At 73.2% G+C, this 20,205-nt stretch carries 16 protein-coding genes and 2 pseudogenes; 9 read left to right on the top strand and 9 right to left on the bottom strand.

Going from position 1 to position 20,205, the window contains the following annotated elements; all coding sequences use genetic code 11:
* The 4 genes and pseudogenes from LWC33_RS32390 to pyrE all read left to right on the top strand — a co-directional run.
* Positions 1 to 943, top strand: a pseudogene (locus LWC33_RS32390) (hypothetical protein); the annotation flags it as partial.
* 124 nt (positions 944 to 1,067) lie between these two features.
* On the top strand, positions 1,068 to 1,745 hold the full coding sequence (locus LWC33_RS32385) for a TtfA family protein (RefSeq protein ID WP_233308521.1): 678 nt from the start codon (positions 1,068 to 1,070) through the stop codon (positions 1,743 to 1,745).
* 32 nt (positions 1,746 to 1,777) lie between these two features.
* A complete protein-coding gene (locus LWC33_RS32380) occupies positions 1,778 to 2,548 on the top strand; it encodes an SDR family NAD(P)-dependent oxidoreductase (protein ID WP_233308520.1) in 771 nt (256 codons plus the stop codon).
* 14 nt (positions 2,549 to 2,562) lie between these two features.
* Positions 2,563 to 3,147, top strand: a complete 585-nt coding sequence (pyrE, locus tag LWC33_RS32375; protein ID WP_233308519.1) for an orotate phosphoribosyltransferase — start codon at positions 2,563 to 2,565, stop codon at positions 3,145 to 3,147.
* 104 nt (positions 3,148 to 3,251) lie between these two features.
* On the opposite strand, the gene LWC33_RS32370 is transcribed toward pyrE, so the two are convergent.
* The 3 genes from LWC33_RS32370 to LWC33_RS32360 all read right to left on the bottom strand — a co-directional run bounded on the left by LWC33_RS32370 (position 3,252) and on the right by LWC33_RS32360 (position 7,100).
* Positions 3,252 to 4,238 carry a hypothetical protein gene (locus tag LWC33_RS32370; RefSeq protein WP_233308518.1) on the bottom strand — a complete coding sequence of 329 codons (987 nt, stop codon included), beginning with the start codon at positions 4,236 to 4,238 and terminating at the stop codon, positions 3,252 to 3,254.
* The gene (locus LWC33_RS32365; RefSeq protein ID WP_233308517.1) at positions 4,238 to 5,563 is read right to left on the bottom strand and encodes a DUF4142 domain-containing protein; all 1,326 of its coding nucleotides are present in this window, start codon (positions 5,561 to 5,563) and stop codon (positions 4,238 to 4,240) included. Before LWC33_RS32365 ends, LWC33_RS32370 begins: the two co-directional genes overlap by 1 nt.
* 202 nt (positions 5,564 to 5,765) lie before the next feature.
* Positions 5,766 to 7,100 (bottom strand): ferredoxin reductase family protein, encoded by a 1,335-nt coding sequence (locus tag LWC33_RS32360; protein WP_233308516.1) that lies wholly within the window; start codon positions 7,098 to 7,100, stop codon positions 5,766 to 5,768.
* A gap of 434 nt (positions 7,101 to 7,534) precedes the next feature.
* Here LWC33_RS32360 and LWC33_RS32355 point away from each other — a divergent pair, with 434 nt between their 5' ends.
* On the top strand, positions 7,535 to 8,230 hold the full coding sequence (locus LWC33_RS32355; protein WP_233308515.1) for a hypothetical protein: 696 nt from the start codon (positions 7,535 to 7,537) through the stop codon (positions 8,228 to 8,230).
* Positions 8,227 to 10,659 carry an AAA family ATPase gene (locus LWC33_RS32350; protein ID WP_233308514.1) on the top strand — a complete coding sequence of 811 codons (2,433 nt, stop codon included), beginning with the start codon at positions 8,227 to 8,229 and terminating at the stop codon, positions 10,657 to 10,659. Before LWC33_RS32355 ends, LWC33_RS32350 begins: the two co-directional genes overlap by 4 nt.
* Positions 10,660 to 10,975: 316 nt before the next feature.
* Here LWC33_RS32350 and LWC33_RS32345 read toward each other — a convergent pair whose 3' ends face one another.
* Genes LWC33_RS32345 through LWC33_RS32335 form a run of 3 tightly spaced genes read right to left on the bottom strand, consistent with a single transcriptional unit; the run spans position 10,976 to position 13,709 of the window.
* On the bottom strand, positions 10,976 to 12,001 hold the full coding sequence (locus tag LWC33_RS32345; protein ID WP_233308513.1) for an NAD(P)-dependent alcohol dehydrogenase: 1,026 nt from the start codon (positions 11,999 to 12,001) through the stop codon (positions 10,976 to 10,978).
* Complete coding sequence (locus tag LWC33_RS32340) at positions 11,998 to 12,696, bottom strand: iron-sulfur cluster assembly protein (RefSeq protein ID WP_233308512.1); 699 nt, start codon at positions 12,694 to 12,696, stop codon at positions 11,998 to 12,000. Before LWC33_RS32340 ends, LWC33_RS32345 begins: the two co-directional genes overlap by 4 nt.
* Positions 12,696 to 13,709 carry an amidohydrolase family protein gene (locus tag LWC33_RS32335; protein WP_233308511.1) on the bottom strand — a complete coding sequence of 338 codons (1,014 nt, stop codon included), beginning with the start codon at positions 13,707 to 13,709 and terminating at the stop codon, positions 12,696 to 12,698. The genes LWC33_RS32340 and LWC33_RS32335 overlap by 1 nt, the downstream gene beginning before the upstream one ends.
* 180 nt (positions 13,710 to 13,889) lie before the next feature.
* On the opposite strand from LWC33_RS32335, the gene LWC33_RS32330 reads away from it, so the two are divergent.
* Both LWC33_RS32330 and LWC33_RS32325 read left to right on the top strand, forming a co-directional pair.
* Positions 13,890 to 15,311, top strand: a complete 1,422-nt coding sequence (locus LWC33_RS32330) for an AAA-type ATPase lid domain-containing protein (RefSeq protein ID WP_233308510.1) — start codon at positions 13,890 to 13,892, stop codon at positions 15,309 to 15,311.
* A 99-nt stretch (positions 15,312 to 15,410) separates the two neighbouring features.
* Positions 15,411 to 16,064 carry a TrmH family RNA methyltransferase gene (locus tag LWC33_RS32325; RefSeq protein WP_233308509.1) on the top strand — a complete coding sequence of 218 codons (654 nt, stop codon included), beginning with the start codon at positions 15,411 to 15,413 and terminating at the stop codon, positions 16,062 to 16,064.
* A gap of 699 nt (positions 16,065 to 16,763) precedes the next feature.
* On the opposite strand, the gene LWC33_RS32320 is transcribed toward LWC33_RS32325, so the two are convergent.
* Positions 16,764 to 17,462, bottom strand: coding sequence for an SDR family oxidoreductase (locus LWC33_RS32320; protein WP_233308508.1), 699 nt, complete (start codon positions 17,460 to 17,462; stop codon positions 16,764 to 16,766).
* A 3-nt stretch (positions 17,463 to 17,465) separates the two neighbouring features.
* Complete coding sequence (locus tag LWC33_RS32315) at positions 17,466 to 18,674, bottom strand: thiolase family protein (RefSeq protein WP_233308507.1); 1,209 nt, start codon at positions 18,672 to 18,674, stop codon at positions 17,466 to 17,468.
* Between the two features lie 251 nt (positions 18,675 to 18,925).
* Here LWC33_RS32315 and LWC33_RS32310 point away from each other — a divergent pair, with 251 nt between their 5' ends.
* The gene (locus LWC33_RS32310) at positions 18,926 to 19,270 is read left to right on the top strand and encodes a DUF1330 domain-containing protein (protein ID WP_233308506.1); all 345 of its coding nucleotides are present in this window, start codon (positions 18,926 to 18,928) and stop codon (positions 19,268 to 19,270) included.
* 209 nt (positions 19,271 to 19,479) lie between these two features.
* On the opposite strand, the pseudogene LWC33_RS32305 reads toward LWC33_RS32310, so the two are convergent.
* A pseudogene (locus tag LWC33_RS32305) lies at positions 19,480 to 20,117 on the bottom strand (DJ-1/PfpI family protein).
* Positions 20,118 to 20,205: the final 88 nt, after the last annotated feature.

Raw genomic sequence — 20,205 nt, 5'->3', positions numbered from 1 at the left:
ACCCGCCGCGCCCGCACCCGCCGCGCCCGCACCCGCCGCGCCCGCGCCGGCCTTCGTCCCCACCCCGCCCTTCGTCCCCACCGCGGCCCAGGAGCCGGGGACGTTCGACGGTGCCGGTCTCGCGTCGAGCGTGGCCGACCTCGCGGACGCGGCCGGGGCGGACCGGGCCGATCCGGCCGCCCTGGCGTGGACCGCCGCGGGCGTCGGGCTCGACGCGCTCGGCTTCGTCGCGGACCCGTTCGGGGAGCTCGCGACCGCCGGGATCGGCGCGCTGATCGAGCACGTCGGGTTCCTGCGCGAGCCCCTCGACCGGCTCGCGGGCAACCCGGCCGAGATCGTCGCGCGAGCCACGGACTGGCACCGCGGGGCGCAGGCCGTGGCGGCGGAGGCGGCCGCGCGGCGTCGTCCGGAGCTCGGGGGCTGGACCGGATCGGCAGCCGACGCGGCCCGTGCCGCGGCCGCCCGTGACGCGGCGGCGCTGAGCGCCCTCGCCACCGACTGCGCGGCCGTGGCCGACCGCCTGCTGGAGGCCGGGGCGACGATCGGCGCCGAGCGTGCGCTGATCCGCGACACGGTCGCCGGGTTCCTCTGGGACCTCGCCCGCTGGGCGCTCGCGGCCGTCGCGAGCGCCGGTGCGCTCACCCCGCTCGCCGTCGCGTCCGCGGTCGGCGAGGCCGCGACCCTCGCCGCCCGGATCGCCGGGGGCGTCCGGGCCCTGCTGGCCTGGCTGGACGAGGCGCGGGCGGGCCTGGGCGCGCTGCTCGCCTCGCTCACCCAGACCGCGCGGCGCTACGCGGTGCCCGCCGCCGGCCGGGCGCTGGAACCGCTGGGCGGCGGAGGCGACGTGCTGCTCGGACTCGGCCGCGACGCCGTCGTCGAGACAGGCAAGGAGGGCGCGAAGACCGACGGGGTGCGGGCCGGCTGGGCGGCGCGGCCTCCGTGACCATCGTCCGATGTGCTGCCCCGCCCACCGTTCGGCGCCCGTCCGGCCACGTTCGACCGTCTTCCCCGGACGGGTGATCGTGGCGTTCCCGCACGTTCCGGGCTTGCGGCGCTAGGGTCGGCACGTGGGACTTCCGTCGTGGGTCTGGTTCGTGATCGCCGTGGTCGCGCTGCTCGCCGGTGCCGCGCTACTCCTCACCGACCGCCGGCGCGGCGGGGCCGGGGAGTCCGGCGTACGCGACCGGAGGCGCTGGGCCGCCCTGCACGACTGGGAGTACCTCGACAGCGATCCGGTGCTGCCGAGCCGCTGGCGCTACGGGACCGTGCAGAACGGCGGCCCCGGCATCGCCCGCAACCTGGCCAGTGGCAGCGTCCCCACCCCCGAGGGCGGCCGGCAGGGATACCTCTTCGACCACGAGCAGCAGGGCCGGGTCAACGCCGTCGTGGTGGCCGTGCAGCTGCGCGAGGCCCTGCCCGCGGCCGTCGAGCTGCGGCTGCCGTCGGCCCCGCTGCCCGAGGCGGACGGCGCGGGGCTGGACCTGCTCGAGCCGGTGGGCGAGCGCTACTCCTTCGTCTCCGACGCCGAGGCCATCCGCCCGCTGCTCACCGCGCGCGTGGCCGACGCCGCCGACGCGGTGGGCGACGACATCGAGCTGCTCTGGGCCGAGGACACCTGGGTCCTCGCCGCGGCGCCGGTCGACGTCTCGCCGGAGCGCGGGCAGGACCTGCTCGCCGACCTCGCCGAGGTCGCGACCGCCCTCGAGAACGCGCTCGACGGCACACGCCACACCACGGGCAGCTGAGTCCGGCCGCCGGGCCGACTACTGTCGCCCGCGTGCCCTCCGTCCTGATCACCGGCGCCACCTCCGGCATCGGTGCCGCGTTCGCCGACCGGCTCGCCGCCGAGGGGCGCGACCTCGTGCTCGTGGCCCGTACCGTCGAGCGCCTCGAGGAGGCGGCCGCGCGGTACCGCGAGGCGGGTGTCTCGGTGGAGGTCCTGCCCGCCGACCTGACCGGTCCCGACGAGCGCGCCCGCGTCGTCCGCCGGCTCGCCGACCCCGACCGTTCGCCGGTGGACCTGCTGGTCAACAACGCCGGGATGGGCCAGCGCGGGAGCTTCCTCGCCACCTCGGCCGAGGACCTGCAGAAGCAGCACGACCTCAACGTCACCGCGGTGCTGCAGCTGACCCGTGCGGTCGTGCCGGGGATGGTCGACCGGGGCCGCGGCGCGATCGTCAACGTCTCGAGCGTGGCGGGGTTCCTGCCGGGCAGCGGCTCGACCTACACCGCCGACAAGGCGTGGGTCACCGCGTTCACCGAGGGCGTGGCCGCGTCGCTGGCGGGCACGGGGGTGCGCGCGCTCGCGCTGTGCCCCGGGTTCGTCCGCACGGAGTTCCACGAGCGGGCCGGGATCGACGTCGGTGCGCGCACCGGGCCGCTGTGGCTCGACGCCGCCCGGGTGGTCGACGACTGCCTCGCCGACCTGGCCGACGGCCGCGTCGTGTCCGTCCCGAGCCTGCAGTACAAGGCGATCTCGTCGGTGGTGGGCGTGCTGCCGCGCCGCGTGGTCCGCCGGCTGGTCGCCACCTTCGACCGGGAACGCTGAGGAATGAGCGAGGGATGAGCACAGACACCGACCCCACCGACGACACCGACCGGCTGCGGCTGGCCGAGCTCGTGCGCGAGCACGGGGTCGTGCACGGGAAGGTCACGCTGGCATCCGGCCGCGAGGCCGACTACTACGTCGACCTGCGCCGGGTCACGCTGCACCACGAGGCCGCGCCGCTGGTCGGCCGGCTGCTGCGCACGCTGACCGCGGACTGGGGCTACAGCGCCGTCGGCGGGCTGACCCTCGGTGCCGACCCGGTGGCCGACGCCGTGCTGCACGCCGCCGCCGCGGAGCGGGCTGCCGATCCCGGGGTGCCGCCCGTCGACGCGTTCGTGGTCCGCAAGTCGACCAAGGAGCACGGGCTGCAGCGGCTGATCGAGGGCCCGGACAGCACGGGCCGGCCGGTGCTCGTCGTCGAGGACACGTCCACGACCGGGGGCTCGGTGCTGCAGGCCGTCCGTGCGGTGCGGGAGGCCGGGGCCACCGTCGTCGGCGTGGCGACCGTGGTCGACCGCGCGACCGGGGCCCGGGAAGCGATCGAGGCCGAGGGCGCGCCGTACCGCGCGCTCCTCGGCCTCGCCGACCTGGGGCTCTAGGCCTAGAGCCTCCTGGTCCCGACCCCCGCCCGCCCCGCCCCATTCCCGGCCGTCGTACCGGGTCCCCGGGCCGGACGGGGGCCGGAAGCTGGCCCCCGCCGGGGTCAGACCACCCGGATCCGGACCGAGTCGAAGGCCGGGGTCTGGTCGGCCCGCTCCATCATCGGGATGCGGTGCGAGCCGTCGCCGGCCCACGAGCTGCACTGGGCGGTGCCCTTCGGCAGGCCGGTGACGTCGATGGTCACCGTGCTCTGGCCCGCGCCGCCCTTGTTGTCCTGGGTGGCCACGAAGAAGGCCGGCTTGTCGCCCGGTGCCGGCGCCGCGTCGAGCGAGATCATCCGGCAGGCCGTGTGGAAGTGGCCGCGCTGGATGCCCTTGTCGTCGAGCAGCGAGCTCTCCAGGTAGTAGCCGCCCGCCGCGGCGCCGAGGAACCGGTCGCGCTTCAGGTTGCGGGTGGTCACGTCGATGCTGAAGGGCTGGTTCGCCTGCACCTGCTGCGGGAACTTCGTGATGAGCAGGGAGGGGTTCTGGTTCGCGTCGCCCACCTCGCCGAACGCCGTGGAGACGCAGCGGTCGCCCTTCTGGAAGCCGTCGTGCGGGGGCAGGTTGCTCTTCGAGCAGTCGCGGGCGAGGACGTCGAGGCCGTTGATCTTCTCGCCGCCGGCGGCCTGATCGTTGCCCTGGGCGGCCTGGCCGTTCGCGTTCCCGTTGCCCTGGTCGTTGCCGTTGGCCTGCCCGTTGCGCGCGTTCGCGTTCGCCTGGTCGGCGCGGTTCTGCCCGCCGCGGCCCTGCTGCTGGGTGTCGGCGGCGGTCTCGTCCGTCCCGGCGGTGTTGCCGGCGGTGCCGTCGGCGGCGGCCGTGTCCTGCTGGTCCTCCCGGTCCGCGACCGGCGCGGCGGCGTGGGCGCCGTGCCCGCCGCTGCCACCGGTGGAGATCCGGTCGGCGGCGGCGGCGTACCCGCAGGCCGTCGGGACGACGAGCATGGCGGCGGCCGCGGTCGTCAGCAGGACGCGCCGCAGCCGGGTGGACCGGGCGGTGCGCCCGACGCGGGGGGTCTCGGGGATGTCTGAGGTGTCGGTCCGGGTTGCCATCAGGGGGCCATTCCTCGGGTCGCGGATCGGGGGGCGCGGGCGGCCTGGTCGTACTCGTCGAGCCGGTGGCCGCCGGTGTCGGTCGTGCGCGGCACGCGGTGGCCGCCGGTCGTGCCGGCCCGGTCGGAACCGAGCAGGTCGTCGAAGCGGAACCCGCCGGAGTCGCCGCTGCGGCGGCGCCGGTGCGAGCCCGTGTCGGAGACGGAGGGATAGCCGCCGGAGTCGCTGACGGCCGTCGCGGTGCCGGCGACCGGGTAGCCGCCGGAGTCGGCGGCGTTCCGCACCCGGTGCCCGCCGGTGTCGGCGCGGGTCGGGCGGTAGCCGCCGGTGTCGGCGCGGCGGAAGGCGCCCGAGTCGTCGACGCGGAAGCCGCCGGAGTCGTCGACCCGCAGCCCGCCGCTGTGCGAGCCCTGGGAGCCGCGCCGCCGGGCGCGGTGGCCACCGGTCGAGGTCGCGCCCGAGGGCTGCGCGGCGCCGCCCACCGGCAGCGGGGCACGCTTGCCGCGTCTGCCCGACGACTCCTCCCGCGGGGACGGGATGGTGAGCACCGGCGCGGAGTGCAGGGCCGCGAGCTGGCTGCCCGTGGCGGGCCCGGTGGCGGCCGGCGCCTTCTTCTTCTTGCCCCGGCGCAGGGTGACCAGGAGGCCGATCGCGGCCGCGGCACAGGCGACGAAGACGATCGCCGGGACGATCATGTCGGCGGGCGACGTGGCGCCGCTCAGCAGGCCGGGCGAGGGCGCCGCGGGCAGGGCCGAGTAGTCGACGAGGCCGGTGGCCTCCAGCATCGCGATGTGCCCGGTCACGTACTGGAACGCGGTGTCGGCGAACTGGCGGACGAGCTCGTTGCGGGTGCCGACCCGCACATCCGCGATGACCGGCAGGACGATGCCGTGGGCCTGCCGGAGCAGCTGGACGGCGGTCTTGTCGTAGTCCGTGCCGGTCGTGTTCGTGATCTGGTTCATCCAGCCGATCTGCTGATCGGTGGCCCGGCTCGGCAGCTGCACACCGAGCTTGTCCGAGACGTCGCGGTCGATCTGGTCGAGCACGGCGTGCTGCTCGGCGAGGTGCTGACCGGTCTCGCGCACCTGCTGGTTCGTGGCCTGCTGGGCCATCTGCTGCCCCGTCGGCAGCTCCCACAGGCCGGCCTGCCGGACCTTGATCAGGAGGTCGCGGTCGGCGGGCCCGAGCGGGCCCCACTGGGTCTGCTGCCAGCCGCCGGTGCCGGGCGCGGCGGACGTCCAGGACTGCAGGACGGACACCGTGACGGCGCCGAGGACGGCGACGAGCAGGACCCAGCGCACGGAGCGCGGGATGCGGTGCAACATCGGGGGACCTTTCGGGGAGCGGCCCGTGGGGAGCGGGTGCGTGCCGGCCGCGAGGGGGAGCGTGACCGGGTGGAGCGGAGCGTGCGGAGCGACGGTTGGTGGGGAGCGGAGCGTGCGGAGCGGTCGTAGGCCCGGAGGGGACCGACCGCCTGCTCTGTGCGGGTGGGTCCGCCGGACGGCACCGGCCGGCGGGGATCGGGGGTCAGACCATGTCGAACTGCTCGGTGTGGATCCGGTCGTCGGCCACGCCCATGACGGTCAGTGCGCCGTGCACGTCCGACACCATCGAGGGCGGCCCGCAGAGGAAGTAGTCGTTGCGCGCGCCAAGGTCGAGGGTGCGCAGGACGCTGCTCAGCAGCGCCACGTCGATCTCGCCGGTCGCCCCCGTCCATGTCGCCGAGGGGCGGCGCAGGACCTCGGTGACCTCGAGGTCGAGGTAGCGGCGCAGCATCGCGAGCTCGTCGCGGAACAGCAGGTCACCGGTGTCCCGGGCGACGTAGATCAACCGGTGGGGCCGCTGGTCGCCGCGGTCGGCCGCGGTGCGCAGCATGCTCATCATCGGCGTGATGCCCACCCCGCCGGCGACCAGGACCAGCCCGGCCGCCGGGACGTCGTCGCAGGTGAACGAGCCGTACGGGCCGTCCACCCACACCGACTCGCCGGGCCGCAGGTCGCGCACCCCGGTGGCGAAGTCGCCCGTGCCGCGGATGGTGAACTCGGTGTACCGCGGGTCGTGGGCGCTGCTGGCGATGGTGAAGGGGTGCTCCTCCACCGCCGAGCGCTGCAGCCGCACCCAGGCGAACTGGCCGGGCGAGAACCGCAGGCCCTCGCGGCCCTCGCGCGGGGAGAGCACCAGCGTGGTCACGGTCGGGTTCTCGGCCCGCACCGCCTGCACGAGGAACTCCCCGCCGTCGAGCACCGCCCGGCCCCACCACCGCATCGCGAACACGACCACGACGAGGACGCCGAGCGCGGCGAGGATCGGGCCCATCACGGCGTCGAGGACCAGGTGCTGCAGCCACAGCACGTGCAGCGCGGTGCCGCCGAGCACGAACACCGCCAGCATGAGGTGCAGCCAGCGCCAGACCTCGTAGCGGAGGTTGACCTTGCGCTTCCACACCGCCAGTACGATCAGCAGCGCGATCGACACCGTGGCGGCGACGGCCGCGCGGGCCCGGTTCGGCGCGCTCACGAGGTTCAGGAGCGCGACCTGGGTGGGGTTGGCCGCGACGACGGCCCCCAGGTGCACCGCGATGAGGACCGCGGAGAGGATGCCGAGCTGGCGGTGCAGCCCGACGACCGTCTCGATGCCGAAGGCGCGGGTCAGCCCGCGCAGCCGGGAGGGCAGCGCGGCGGTGCAGACGAGCGCGGACAGGGCCACCAGCCCGGTGACGGACGACAGCTGCCGCCACATGCCCATGGGTTCGGAGGTCAGCAGGTGCACCAGCGCGGGGCCGGCCAGCACCGCGAGCAGTGCCGTCACCCATGCCGTGCGGGCGCCCGCCGCGGGGGCCTCCGAGACCGTCGTCCTGTCCACGGCGAAGGACGGTAGGCAAGCCTCGCCCGAGGGGTACGGAAGCTTAAGGTCCCACCGGGCGGCGGCGTCCGGGGCGGGCCCGGCGGTCGGCGACGGGCGCGAAAATGATCCGAACGCCCCGACAATTGCTCCGAACGCCGAGCAACCCCCTCAGATTCGGGCCCCGGCTGTGCCGGACGGTCGCCCACCGCCACCGCTCGCAGACCGACCGTGTCCGCACGGCGCAGGACGCGCGGCGCGCTCCGGGTGCCGGCCCCCTCACCTGCCGTTGACCCCGCCGCCCCTAGCGTGACTCCGCACGGGCGCAGAGGTCACACTGCGGTCGGCGGGAAACGCCGACGCAACTCGAACGGTGCCTGAACGGTGCAGTGTCGGGGGCGTTCCGTGCCGCATACTCGAAGGTCACGGAAGAGTCACGGTGGGGGAGGGCTTCCATGGCAGGACGAGCGGGGCGCCGGGCACGGCGTGGACCCGCGCTGCTCGCACCGATATTGCTGGCGACGGGGTTGGTGGTCGCGCTCCTCGCCGGCTGCGGGGCGCCGTCCTGGACCTACGTCACCAACTCCGCCGATCGTACCTATCTCAAGGTGCCGACGTCGTGGAAGCAGGTCGACCCGGCCGAGGTGGAGAGCCAGCTCGGCGTCGAGCCCGCGAAGGACTCCAGCCAGGGGGTGTGGATCCAGGCGTACGACTCCGACGCGAAGCCGTCGCTGAGCCACATCATCGGCCAGTCGGCCGACTCGCCGGCGATCCTGGTGACGGTCCAGGCCATCCCCGAGAAGTCGCGGGGGCAGATCTCGCTCGACACGGTCCGGGACTTCGTCTACCCGGTGTCGGACACGGCGCGGCAGACCATGCAGCTGGGTGGGCAGCAGAGCGGGCTGACCGGCTTCACCCTGCTCGGCGATCAGGTGCTCACCCCCGGCGACGGGATCCGCGGCGTGCACTCGGTGTACTCCTACCGGGTCAACGGCGGTGAGCCGCAGATCTTCGACCAGACCGGCTACCTCAACGACGACGCCAGCAAACTGTATCTCGCGCTGGCCCGCTGCTCGGCCGACTGCTTCGAGAAGCGGCAGTCCGAGATCGACGGCGTCGTCACCTCGTTCACGGTTCGGGAGGGCCCATGACCATCACCGACGACCCGGTGAACCCCCGGGAGCCGGGCCGCCCGGAGGGACCGCCGCCCGAGCAGCCCGTGCACCACGAACCGCCGCCGGAGCAGTTCGAGCCGCGGCGCCGGAAGTTGTCGCTGTGGGACCGCGGCAAGCTGCTGCTGCTGTTCGTCGTCGCCTTCCTGGTGATCGTGTGGTCGCAGGTCGCGGACAACCCGCTGATGACCTTCTCCGACGCGTTCCGCATCGAGACCGTCGAGTCGCAGTGGCTGCTGTGGCTCGCCGGGCTGGAGCTGCTGCGGCAGATCCACTACTTCCTCTCCGAGCGGTGGTCGGCCTACCACGTCTTCTGGACACGGAAGGTCTTCGGCGGCACGGACCGGGCGCTCAAGCGGCGCTTCTCGGACTGGACCCGCTTCCGGCTCTCCCGCATCATCAAGATCGCGCTGCTGGTCGTGCTGATCGCCCTGGTCGCCGGCGCGGCCCTGGGCACCTCGCCCTTCCTCGCGATCTTCCAGGCGCCGGCGCTCATCTGGCAGGCGCTACCGTTCATCTTCCAGCTGGCCTTCGCGTTCTTCTTCATCGCGTTCCAGTTCATCGGGCTGTTCTGGCTGCTCTCCCGGGGCGGCGTGGACACCTACTACCCGGACGACATCAAGACCCGGTTCACCGACGTCTGGGGCCAGGACCACGTGGTCCAGCGGATCCGCGAGAACATCATGTTCCTGGAGAAGCCGGACGAGATCGAGGCCAAGGGCGGCTACGTCCCCGGCGGCCTCCTGCTGTGGGGCCCTCCCGGCACCGGCAAGACGCTGATGGCCGAGGCCGTGGCGGGCGAGACCGGCAAGCCCTACGTCTTCGTCGACCCCGGTGCCTTCATCAACATGTTCATGGGCGTCGGCATCCTCAAGGTGAAGTCGCTGTTCCGGAAGCTGCGCAAGCTCTCGCTGCGCTACGGCGGCGTCATCGTCTTCTTCGACGAGGCCGACGCGCTGGGCAACCGCGGCTCGCTCGCCGTCACCGGCCCGGGCGGGGGCCCGCGCGGCTTCGCGCCGCCGCCCTTCCACGGCAGCGGCTGCCACGGCTTCTCCTACCTGTCCCGGGACACGCAGTCGATGCTGTTCCGCGAGTCGATGGCCTCGGGGCCGCCGGTGGAGGAGCCGCGCAGCCGGTTCGTCATGGGCGGCATGAACGGCGGCGGCGGTGGCGGCGGCATGGGCACGCTGCAGGCGCTGCTCACCGAGCTGTCCGGGCTGAAGAAGCCGCGCGGCCTGCTCAACCGGTGGGGCCGGCGGGCGCTGGGCATGCGGCCGAAGCCGCCGCCCAAGTACCGGATCCTGGTCATGATGGCCACGAACATGCCCGAGTCGCTCGACGAGGCGCTCCTGCGGCCGGGCCGCATCGACCGGATCTACCGGGTGGGCTACCCGTCGAAGGCCGGCCGGATCCGCACCTACCAGGGCTACCTGGACAAGGTGCCGCACGAGATCACGGACGAGCATCTCGACAAGCTCGCGACGATCACGCCGTACGCCACCGGCGCGACGATCAAGGACCTGGTCAACGAGGCCCTGATCACCGCGATCCGGGACGGCCGCGAGGTCATCACCTACCGCGACATGATGCGGGCCAAGCAGCTGAAGGAGCTCGGGCCACCCGAGGACGTCGAGTACATCGAGCGCGAGCGGCACGCCGTCGCCGTGCACGAGGGCTGCCACGCCGTCGTCGCCTTCCGGGTGCGCGAGCACATGGAGATCGACCTGGCGACGATCGAGAAGGGCAGCGACTACCTGGGCATGGTCGCGAGCATCCCGCCGGAGGACCAGTTCACCCGGTGGCGTTCGGAGTACGAGGCGGACATCCTCGTCTCCCTCGCCTCGCTGGCGGGCGAGCGGATGTTCTTCGACGGCGACAGCTCGTCGGGCGTCTCCGGCGACCTCGAGTCGGCGACCACGGTCGCCTCGTTCATGGAGGGCTTCTGGGGCATGGGGTCGACGGTGTCGTCGTACTCCTCGGCCCGGCGGCTCGAGGTCGGGGCCCCGGGTGGCGGCAAGGGCGCCCCGGGCAAGAACGGCAGCGCCGAGGAGGTGCTCCGCCGGGCGCTCGCCGACCGGATCGAGGACCACCTCGGCGGCCTGCTCGACCGGGCGGAGGAGATCCTCACCGAGAACCGCTCGTCGGTGCTCGCCATCGCGCACGCGCTGGAGACGCACAAGACACTGACCGGCGACGACGTCGAGGCGGTCCTGACCGGGCGCGAGGGCCCGACGGTCGACGGCCGCATCTACGCCGACCCGGACTTCCTGGCCCAGCTCGAGGAGTACCACGCCGCCGCGGCCGGGGCGCACCGCGCCCACGCGCCGATCCGGCTGGCGCTGCCCGCGGTCCGGGACCGGGAGGAAGGCAGCTCCGCGGCCGCCACGGCACCCTCGCCGACCCCGTAGCCGCACGCACCCCGCCGAACGCCGGCCCGCGGACCCCTCCCGCGGGCCGGCGTTCCTTTCGCCCGGAACTCCGTACGGCGTACTGATGCAGTTTTCCGCACGCTGTACCGGGATGTGCGGGGGTTGCGATGACGATCCTGGTGACGGGCGCGAAGGCGACCACCTTCGCGGAGTGGGCGGCACTGCCTTCCGCCCCGAACTCGAATTATGGAGCCATAATGCGAAATGAGGTCGGGCGGGAGCGCGCTATGGAACCATAATGCGAGGAATCCGGGCGGGAAACCGCATCATGGTTCCATAGTGCGGACGGTTCAGTTCAGGGGACGAGGATCGCCCGGCCGCGGACCCGGCCGGCGTCGAGGTCGTCGATCGCCTGCTGGAAGTCGTCGAGCTCGAAGCGCTGGGTGTGCAGCGTGACCAGGCCCCGCGCGGCCAGCTCCATCAGGTCGCACAGGTCGTTGTAGCTGCCGACCAGGTTGCCCACGATGTTCTTCTCGGCCGAGATCAGGTCGATGGTCGGGACGTCGACGTTCTCGCCGTACCCGACCACGTGGTAGTCGCCGGCCTGCTTGGTCATCCGGATGCCCTCGGCCGTGCTGCCGCCCTCGCCGACGAAGTCGACGACGACCTCGGCGCCCGCACCCCTGGTCAGCTCCAGCACGTGGTCGACGTGCCCGCCGTCGGCGACGACCCCGAGGTCCGCCCCGATGGACTCGGCCAGCTTCACCGCATCCGGGTTCCGGTCGACGACCACGATCCGGGCCGGGGTCGACGCCTTGAGCACCTGGATGCCGATGTGCCCCAGCCCGCCGGCGCCGATCACCACGCAGGTGTCGCGCGGGCCCAGCCGCCGGGCCGCCTTGGCCGCCGCGTGGTACGCGGTGAGGCCGGCGTCGGCGAGCGCGGCGACGTCGGCCGGCTCCAGCGCGTCGTCGAGCTTGACGACGCTGCGGGCCGACGTCCGCAGGTACTCGGCGTACCCGCCGTTCGTGTCGATGCCGGGGAACTGCGACTGCGTGCAGTGCACGTCGTCGCCGGACCGGCAGGCCCGGCAGAGGCCGCAGGTGATCAGGGGGTGCACGATCACCTTGTCGCCCTCGGCCACGTTCGTCACCGCGGAGCCGACCGCCGCCACCCAGCCCGCGTTCTCGTGGCCGATCGTGTACGGCAGCGTGACCTGCGACTTCTCGGCCCACTGCCCCTCGAGAATGTGCAGATCCGTGCGGCACACCCCGGCGCCGCCGATCTTCACGACGACGTCGTAGGGCTCGACGACGGTCGGCTCCGGGATGTCGGTCATCTCGAGGTTGCGGTGGTACCCCACCACCTGGACCGCTCTCATGACGCGCTCTCCTGAAGGTCGTAGCGGGTGGCCAGCAGGCCCCGGCAGAAGTGGGCGTTGCCCTCGATCGAGATCCGGGTGGACCGGGCCAGGCGCAGCTGCAGCGGGAGCTCCACCTCCGGGTACGGCGTGCCGGTGTGGTCGACGAACACCGGCAGGTCGTCGCCGGTCCGCAGCCCGATCGCGGCGCGCCGGCGCAGCAGGGCGCGGGTGCCGTCGTCGAGCGGGAGATCGCCGATCGTCAGGCGGCCCAGGTCCTCGACCGGGTGCCCCGCCCGCACCAGCCGGGTCAGCACCCGTTCCATGGCGGCGGTGTGCGCCTTGCGCCGGAACGTCGTCCGCAGCTCCTCGAGGTCCTGCTCGGCCTCGTGGGCGAAGGTGCCGCGGTAGCCCGCGTCGGCGGCCAGTCCGCGGTTGATGAGCTCGGAGTCGTGGTGGTCGTCGAGCTCGCCGACCACCCGGCGGGTCCACGGCAATGCCGTGAGCACGTCCTTGGCGTCCGACGCCATCAGGTACGAGAAGTTCGGCGCGCAGAAGCTGGTGGGCAGCCGCAGGTGGACCACGACGTCGTCGCCGGTCACGTCGAGGGACCGGACGAAGTTCAGGTCCGTGATCGGCTCGTCGAGCTCGGGGTCGACGACGGCGTCGAGCGCCCGCCAGGCGTCCTCCTGCCGGGAGGGGGTGGCCGGCGCCATCAGGCCACCGCCACGGCCTGCGGCTCCTCGCGCGGGAGCTGCAGCTCGGCGGGGACCGGGATGTCGTACATCGCGGCGGCGTTGAGCCCGAGGATCTTCTTCTTCTGCGCGGTGGTGAGCGGCGCGTACTCGGTCATGTCCTCCGGGATCTGGAAGTCGACGAACATCTCGACCAGCCAGCGCGGGGTCCAGAGCGCGTAGTCGCTGGAGAACTGGATGCGGTCCTCGTCGAGCCAGTAGAGGAGCTCGCCGATGATCTGCGCGAAGTACTTCGGCCGGGTGTGCATGAACGGGATCGCGACCGCGAGCCCGGCGTGCACGTTCGGCTCCTGGGTGGCGATCCAGCAGAAGTCCTCGAGCCGCGGCAGACCGCAGTGCTCGACCACGAAGTTCATCTCGGTGAAGTCCGAGGCGACCTTGTCGACGTCCGCGACGTCGAACGCGTCCCGGTCCAGCGGCCGGATCGTCGGGCCCTTGTGGATGTGGATGTTCTTGATGCCCAGCTCCTGGGCGGTCTCCAGGTACCGGCGGGACCACGGGTCGTCGAGCTTGTAGCCGCGCGACTCACCGTGCCACTCCGCGGTGTAGAGCTTGCAGCCCTTGAGGTTGAAGCGCTTCGCGTCCTCGCGGAGCCGCTTGAGGCCGGTCTCGCCGAGCCGCGGGTCCCAGTAGTGGTTGTAGGTGAGCTTGTCCGGGTTGGCCTCGGTGAGCGTGAAGGCCTCCTCGGTCTGCCCGAACCCGTTGTTGTAGAACTCGTGGAGCCCCGCGGGCTGGAAGATCGCGTGGTCGACGTAGCCGATCTCGAACAGGTCGTGCATCAGCCGGTCGCCGCCCTGGTAGAGGTACTCCTCGTAGGGCCAGACCTCGGACTGCGGGCTGAGGTTGCGGTGGTAGTCGTAGAAGCAGTCGATGAACTGCTTGCCGTGGATGTTCCGCTGGTTCTCCGGTCGGGCGTCCCACAGGGCGACGTGGGCGTCGACGATGAAGTAGTTCTCCCCGTCCTTCGAGTACATCGTTGTCCTCCTGGCTGTCCTGCGCCGTTCGTCGTCGGCGGCGTGTCCGGGTGGCGGCGACGCTAGGCAGCGGGAGGGCTCCGGTGGGGCGAATGGAGTCTCAACCTGAGACGCGGGTCGCACCGGCACCAGCGGGCGCTGTGTCAGAGTCAGGGGCAGACGGCGCTCGAGGAGGTGCGCATGGAGGAGATTCGTCGGGGCGGCGGCGTCGTGGCCCCTCGGTTGTCCGCGTCATGGCGGCGCAGCGAGGGCTACGGGATCCCGCTCGACGCGGTGAACCCGGCCTTCACCGGCGAGGTCGACGACCGGTCACTGTTCTCCGAGTGCGGCAACGAGGTGCTGCGCGGCCTGCGCGACACCCTGGCCGGTGAGCCCGTCAGCCTGATGCTCACCGACGCCGACGGCCTCGTGCTCAGCCGGGTCTGCGACGAGAGGGCGCTGGTCGACGCCCTCGACAAGACCTACCTCGCCCCCGGCTTCGCGTTCTCGGAGCGGGAGGCGGGCACCACCGGCCTCGGCCTCGCCCTGGCCGACCGCGCCCCCTCCCTCGTCCGTGGCGACGAGCACTACTGCACCGGCCTGTGGGGCTACACCTGCGCGGCCGTGCCGGTGATGGACCCGGTCTTCGGGCGGCTCGTCGGCAGCGTCAACCTCACCACCTGGTCGGACAAGTCCGACGGGCTGCTCCTCGCCCTCGCCCAGATGGCCGCCGGGCACACCACCGCGCTCATGCTCGCCCGCGGCCGCGGCGCCGAGCCCCGGCCGGCCCCGCGCGGCGAGGTCTTCCGCGTCTACTCCGCGCACCGCGGCGCCGAGGCCCCGCCCCCGCTCGGCCGGGCGTGGCGTGCGGCGTCCGACGAGGTGGTCGCCGCCCTGCGCGCGGGGCAGGTCGTCGCCGTGGTCGGCGAGGCCGGGGCGGGCAAGACCGCCCTGCTCGGCACGGCGCTGCGGACGGTGCACCGCGACCACCGGATCCTCAACGCCCGGCCGCCGGACCCGCGCGACGCCGAGGCGTGGCTGGCGCTGTGGACGCCCGAGCTGGCCAAGGAGACGACGAGCGTCATCGCGGGCGGGGTCGACGCGCTCCCCCAGTGGGCCGCCACCGAGCTGGCGGAGATCGTCGCGGCCGCGCCGCGCGCGTCGCTCGCGATGACCGCATCGGAGGCCTCGGCGATCCCGGGGTCGCTCGCCCGGCTCGTCGATCTCGTCGTCGAGGTCCCGCCGCTGCGCCGCCGCCCCGACGACGTCCTCCCCCTGGCCGAGCATCTCGGCGCCCGGGCCCGCGGGCGGGAGGTCCGGTTCACCCCGGCGGCGGTCAAGGCGATGCGGACCTTCTCCTGGCCCGGCAACGTCGAGCAGCTGCGCCGGGTGGTCCGCGAAGCCGTGACGCGCAGCGACGTCGTCGACGCTCGGCACCTCGCGCCCGAGGTGCTCTGCGGTTCCAGCCGCACGCTCACCCGGATCGAGACCCTCGAGCGCGACGAGATCGCCCGTTGCCTCGCCGAGCCCGGCGTCACGGTCACCAAGGCCGCCGAGATGCTCGGGATGAGCCGCGCCACGGTCTACCGCAAGATCGCCCAGTACGGACTGCGCAGCTCCTGACCCCGCGAGCTCTGGGCGACCGACGGTGCGAGGTCGACGGGTCGTCGCTCGACGGGGCCGCCTGCTCGGGTCGGGGGTGCGGCGCGAGACGATGGCGCGGTGAGTGAGGAGGCCGCCGGGGCGACCGAGTGGGCCGTGCCGGGGCAGGTCGGCGTGGGCCCGTGGGAGGGGCCGTGGCCCGACGACCCGCGCTACGACCCCGAGCTCCTCGAGCACGGCGACCGGCGCAACGTCGTCGACGCCTACCGGTACTGGCGGCGCGAGGCGGTGGTCGCCGAGCTGGCGACGCGGGCGCATCCCTTCCACGTGGCGATCGAGAACTTCGGCCACGACCACAACATCGGGACGGTCGTACGCACGGCCAACGCCTTCGCCGCGGCCGCGGTGCACGTCGTCGGACGACGGCGATGGAACCGGCGCGGCGCGATGGTCACCGACCGCTATCAGACGCTGCACCACCACGAGACCGTCGCCGGGCTGCTCGCGTTCGCCCGCGAGCACGGGCTGGCGGTAGTGGCCGCGGACAACACCGAGGGCGCGATGCGGCTGGAGACCGCCGCCCTGCCACGGGAGTGCGTGCTGCTGTTCGGGCAGGAGGGCCCGGGCCTCACCCCGGAGGCCCGGGCCGGCGCCGATCTCCTGGTCTCGATCGCCCAGTTCGGCTCCACCCGCTCGATCAACGCCGGCGTCGCCGCCGGGATCACCATGCACGCCTGGGTCCGTCGGCACGCGGACCTCGACCGGGCCTGGTAGCCGTCGACCATGATCGCGCCGAGCGCCACGGTGCGGTCCTGTCGGCGACGCTCCTGCCGCGCTCGTAACGATCATGGTTGGGGTCGGCAGCGCCCGTGATCGCTCCGAGTGTCACGGTGTGGTGCTGCCCGCGACGCTCGTGTTGCGCCGACGACGATCATGCCGGTCGGGCAGCGCCCGTGATCGTTGCGAGCGTGACGGTGTGGTGGGTGCGGCAGCGCTGCGGTGCCGCTGGAAGCGATCATGGTTGGGTCGGTCTCGCCCGTGATCGTTGCGAGTGTGACGGTGTGGTGTTGCCGGCGACGCGCCTGTGGCGCTGGCGACAATCCCGGTCGGCCAGCGGCGCCCTTGATCGTTCTGAGTGCGACGGTGGTGCTGTCGGCGACGCTCCTGTCATGCTGGCGACGATCATGGCTCGGGTCGGCGGCGCCGTGATCGCTGCGAGTGTCACGGTGTGGTGTGCGGCAGCGCTGTTGTGACGCTGACAACGATCATTGTTCGGTCGGCAGTACCCCGTGATCGTTGCGGCTGTGGCGGTGCGGTGCTGTGCGCGACGCTCTTGGGACGCTCGGGCTGATCTTCGAATGGGGCGGGTTTCGAGATCATCGCGAGCGCGACGGGACGGCGGTGCCGACGACCGTGGTGTGACGCTCGCGGTGATCTCGTGGTCGGCCCGCACGCTGCCGGGAACCGAGCCGGTCAGCGCGGGCCGGTCAGGGCGGCCGGCGGCCCGGCGAGCAGCTCCTTGGCCCCGCGGGTGATCGCGTCGGCCAGGACCTCCTCCTCGCCGGCGGCCAGGGCGTCGAGGATCCGGGCGGCGACCTGCGCCGGCGGGATCTTCGCCACGTCGAGGCCCGCGGTCATGTCGGTGTCCATGTAGCCCATGTGCGCCCCGACGACGAGCGTCCCCTGCCCGCGCAGCTCCGCCCGCACGGAGTTGGTCAGCGACCACGCCGCCGCCTTCGACGCCGCGTACGAGCCGGCGGCGGGCAGCGCCAGCCAGGACAGCACGGACAGGACGTCGACGACCGTGCCGCCGCCGTTGCGCGCGAGGACCGGTGCGAAAGCCCTGATCACCTGCGCCGGTCCGAGGAAGTTGGTCTCCCACTCGGCCCGCACCGCCGCGAGGTCGGCCGTGAGCAGCGAGCCCGCACCCGCCCGGCCGGCGTTGTTGACCACCAGCGAGACGTCGGCGAGCGACTCGGCGGCCCGCCGGACGGACTCCGGGTCGGTGACGTCGAGCCGCACCGCGACCAGGCGCTCGTCCGCGACGGACGCCGGGTCCCGCACCCCCGCGTACACCGTCTTGGCGCCGCGGTCGAGCAGCTGCACGGCGAGCTCGCGGCCGAGCCCGCGGTTCGCGCCGGTGACCAGCGCAACGCTGCCGGAGATGTCCATCGTTCAGAGCCTCTCGATGATGGTGGCGTTGGCGGTGCCGCCCGCCTCGCACATGGTCTGGAGGCCGTAGCGGCCGCCGGTCCGCTCGAGCACGCCGAGCAGGGTGGTCGCGAGCCGGGCCCCGCTCGCGCCGAGCGGGTGCCCGATCGCGATGGCGCCGCCGTCGACGTTGACCTTGGCCGGGTCCGCCCCGGTCTCGGCGAGCCAGGCGAGGACGACCGACGAGAACGCCTCGTTGACCTCGAAGGCGTCGATGTCCTCGATCGAGAGCCCGGCGCGGGCCAGGACCTTCGCCGTCGCCGGGATGATCCCGGACAGCATGAACACCGGGTCGTCGCCGGTGACGGTCGTCGTGTGGATCCGCGCCCGCGGCCGCCAGCCGCGCTGCGCGGCGATCTCGCTCGTGGTGACGACGAGGGCGGCGGACCCGTCGTTGATCGGCGACGAGTTGCCCGCGGTGACCTTCCAGTCGAGGTCACCGAAACGGTCGGTCCAGCGGGGGTCGGCGAACGCGGGCCACAGCCCGGCGAGCGCCTCGAGGGTCGTGCCGGGACGGACCGTCTCGTCGCGCTCGAGCTGGGTGACCGTGCCGTCGGCGTGCGTCACCTTCAGCGGCGCGACCTGGGACGCGAAGAACCCCTGCTCCCAGGCGGCGGCCGCCCGCCGGTGGCTGGTCAGCGCGAACTCGTCGAGCTGCGCGCGGGACAGGCCCCACTTGTGGGCGATCAGTTCTGCGCTCACCCCCTGCGGGATCAGCCCGCCCGGGTAGATCCGGGCGATCGACGGTCCGTGCACGTCGGCGCGCACGCCGTCGACGTTGCCGGAACTGCCGATCGGTACGTGCGACATCGACTCGACCCCCGAGGCGACGACCACGTCGTAGGCCCCGGCGATCACGCCCTGGGCTGCGAACGACAACGCCTGCTGGCTGCTGCCGCACTGCCGGTCGACGGTGGTGGCCGGCACGGACTCCGGCAGGCCCGCGACCAGCGCGGCGAACCGGGTGGTGTTGCCGCTCTGCTCGCCGACCTGGCCGACGACCCCGCCGATGACGTCGTCGATCTCGCGCGGGCGCAGGCCCGGCACCCGCTCCACGGCACTCCGGATGGCGTGCGCGTGCAGCTCCACCGGGTGCACCTCGGCGTACGCGCCGCCGGGCTTGCCCTTGCCGACCGGTGTCCGGACGGCCTCCACGATCACCGCGTCCCGCATCGGATCCTCCTCGATCTGGGTTCCTCAACGAAACTCAGTCTGCGTTCCAGAAGGGAACTCAGCAAGGGTGGGCCGTGTCACGTCCGGCGAGGTGCAGTCCGGCCTTACCTCCGACGTCGTCGACCGACGACGCCGGCCGGGCGAGGCTCGACCCAGCAATGGGACGGCCCAGCGCATCGGGACGGCCCGACAGGCCACAACGGGGCAGCAAGCCAGAACGGCTCAGCACGCCGGACCGAGGAGGAACGACCATGACCGCCTACGCCGTCGCCTACCTGCGCAGCGTCACCCCGAACGCCGAAATCGTGGAGTACCTGGAGCGGATCGACGCCACGCTCGCGCCTTACGGGGGCACCTTCGTGATCCACGGCGACCTGCCGGAGGTGCTCGAGGGCGAGTTCCCCGGCAACCTCGTGATGATCGCGTTCCCCGGACTCGAGGAGGCCCGGGCCTGGTACCGCTCGCCCGCGTACCAGGAGATCCTGCCGCTCCGGACGCGCAACGCCGACGGCGAAACGATCCTCGTGCAGGGCGTGGGGCCGGAGCACCTCGCCACCGACGTCCTGGCTGGTCTCCCGGTCGAGGCCGTGCTGTGACGAAGTGACCCGCGGGTGGCGCGGCCTGCGCATCTCGGCGTACTTCCGGAGGAACCGGCGATCGGTCACGACGGCACGCAGCTCGGCGCGGGTGCGGGGGCGGGTGGCGGTGAGCGGGACGGACCGGACGGGCATGACGTCTCCTTCGACGGTAGCCGGGGTCAGGGTCGGGGACCCTCGGGGCGGGGACGAGCGGGAACGGGCGGAGATCAGGACCGGACGCCGCGGTACTCCGCGAGCCGCGCCATGACCTCCTCGCCGACCTGGTCGGGATGGCCCGCCTTGTACGGCGGCTCCGGGTCGTACTCGACGAAGACCTGCGCCGCCTGGGCGGCGACGTCGTCGACCAGCCGGGCGACGAGCCGGATCGCCATGTCGATGCCGGACGAGACCCCGGCGGCGGTGATGATCCGCTGCTCCGGCACCTCCACCACGCGCTGTCGCACGGGCTCCGCCCCGAAGCGCGCCAGGACGTCGACCGCGCCCCAGTGCGTGGTCGCGGGCAGGCCGGTGAGCAGCCCGGCCGCGCCGAGGATCAGCGATCCGATGCAGACGGAGGTGGTTGCGCGCGTACCGGGGTGGACGCTGCGCACCAGTCGACGAGCGGGCTGCCGCCGAGGTGGTCGCGGCTGCCGATCCCGCCCGGGACGACCACGACCGCGGGGTCGGGGACCTCGGCGAACGTGGCGTCGATCGTGAGGCCGAGCATCCCGTTCTCGGTGCGGACCTCGCCGCGCTCGGCGCCGACGAACACCACCTCGAGCTCCGGCACACGCTGCAGCACCGCGTAGGGACCGATCGCGTCGAGCGCGGTCAGGCGGGGGAAGAGCGGGATCGCGACCTGCATGGCGAACTCCTTCGGGCGGGGCTGAGCAGGGCCGAGCAGGACAGAGCTGAGCAGGACAGAGCTGAGCAGGACAGAGCTGAGCAGGACA

Source organism: Pseudonocardia terrae, assembly GCF_021343995.1.
In the GTDB taxonomy this organism is placed as follows: Bacteria; Actinomycetota; Actinomycetes; order Mycobacteriales; family Pseudonocardiaceae; genus Pseudonocardia; species Pseudonocardia terrae.
Note: the sequence above shows the minus strand (reverse complement) of the source record. Positions and strands in the feature narration are given on the sequence as shown.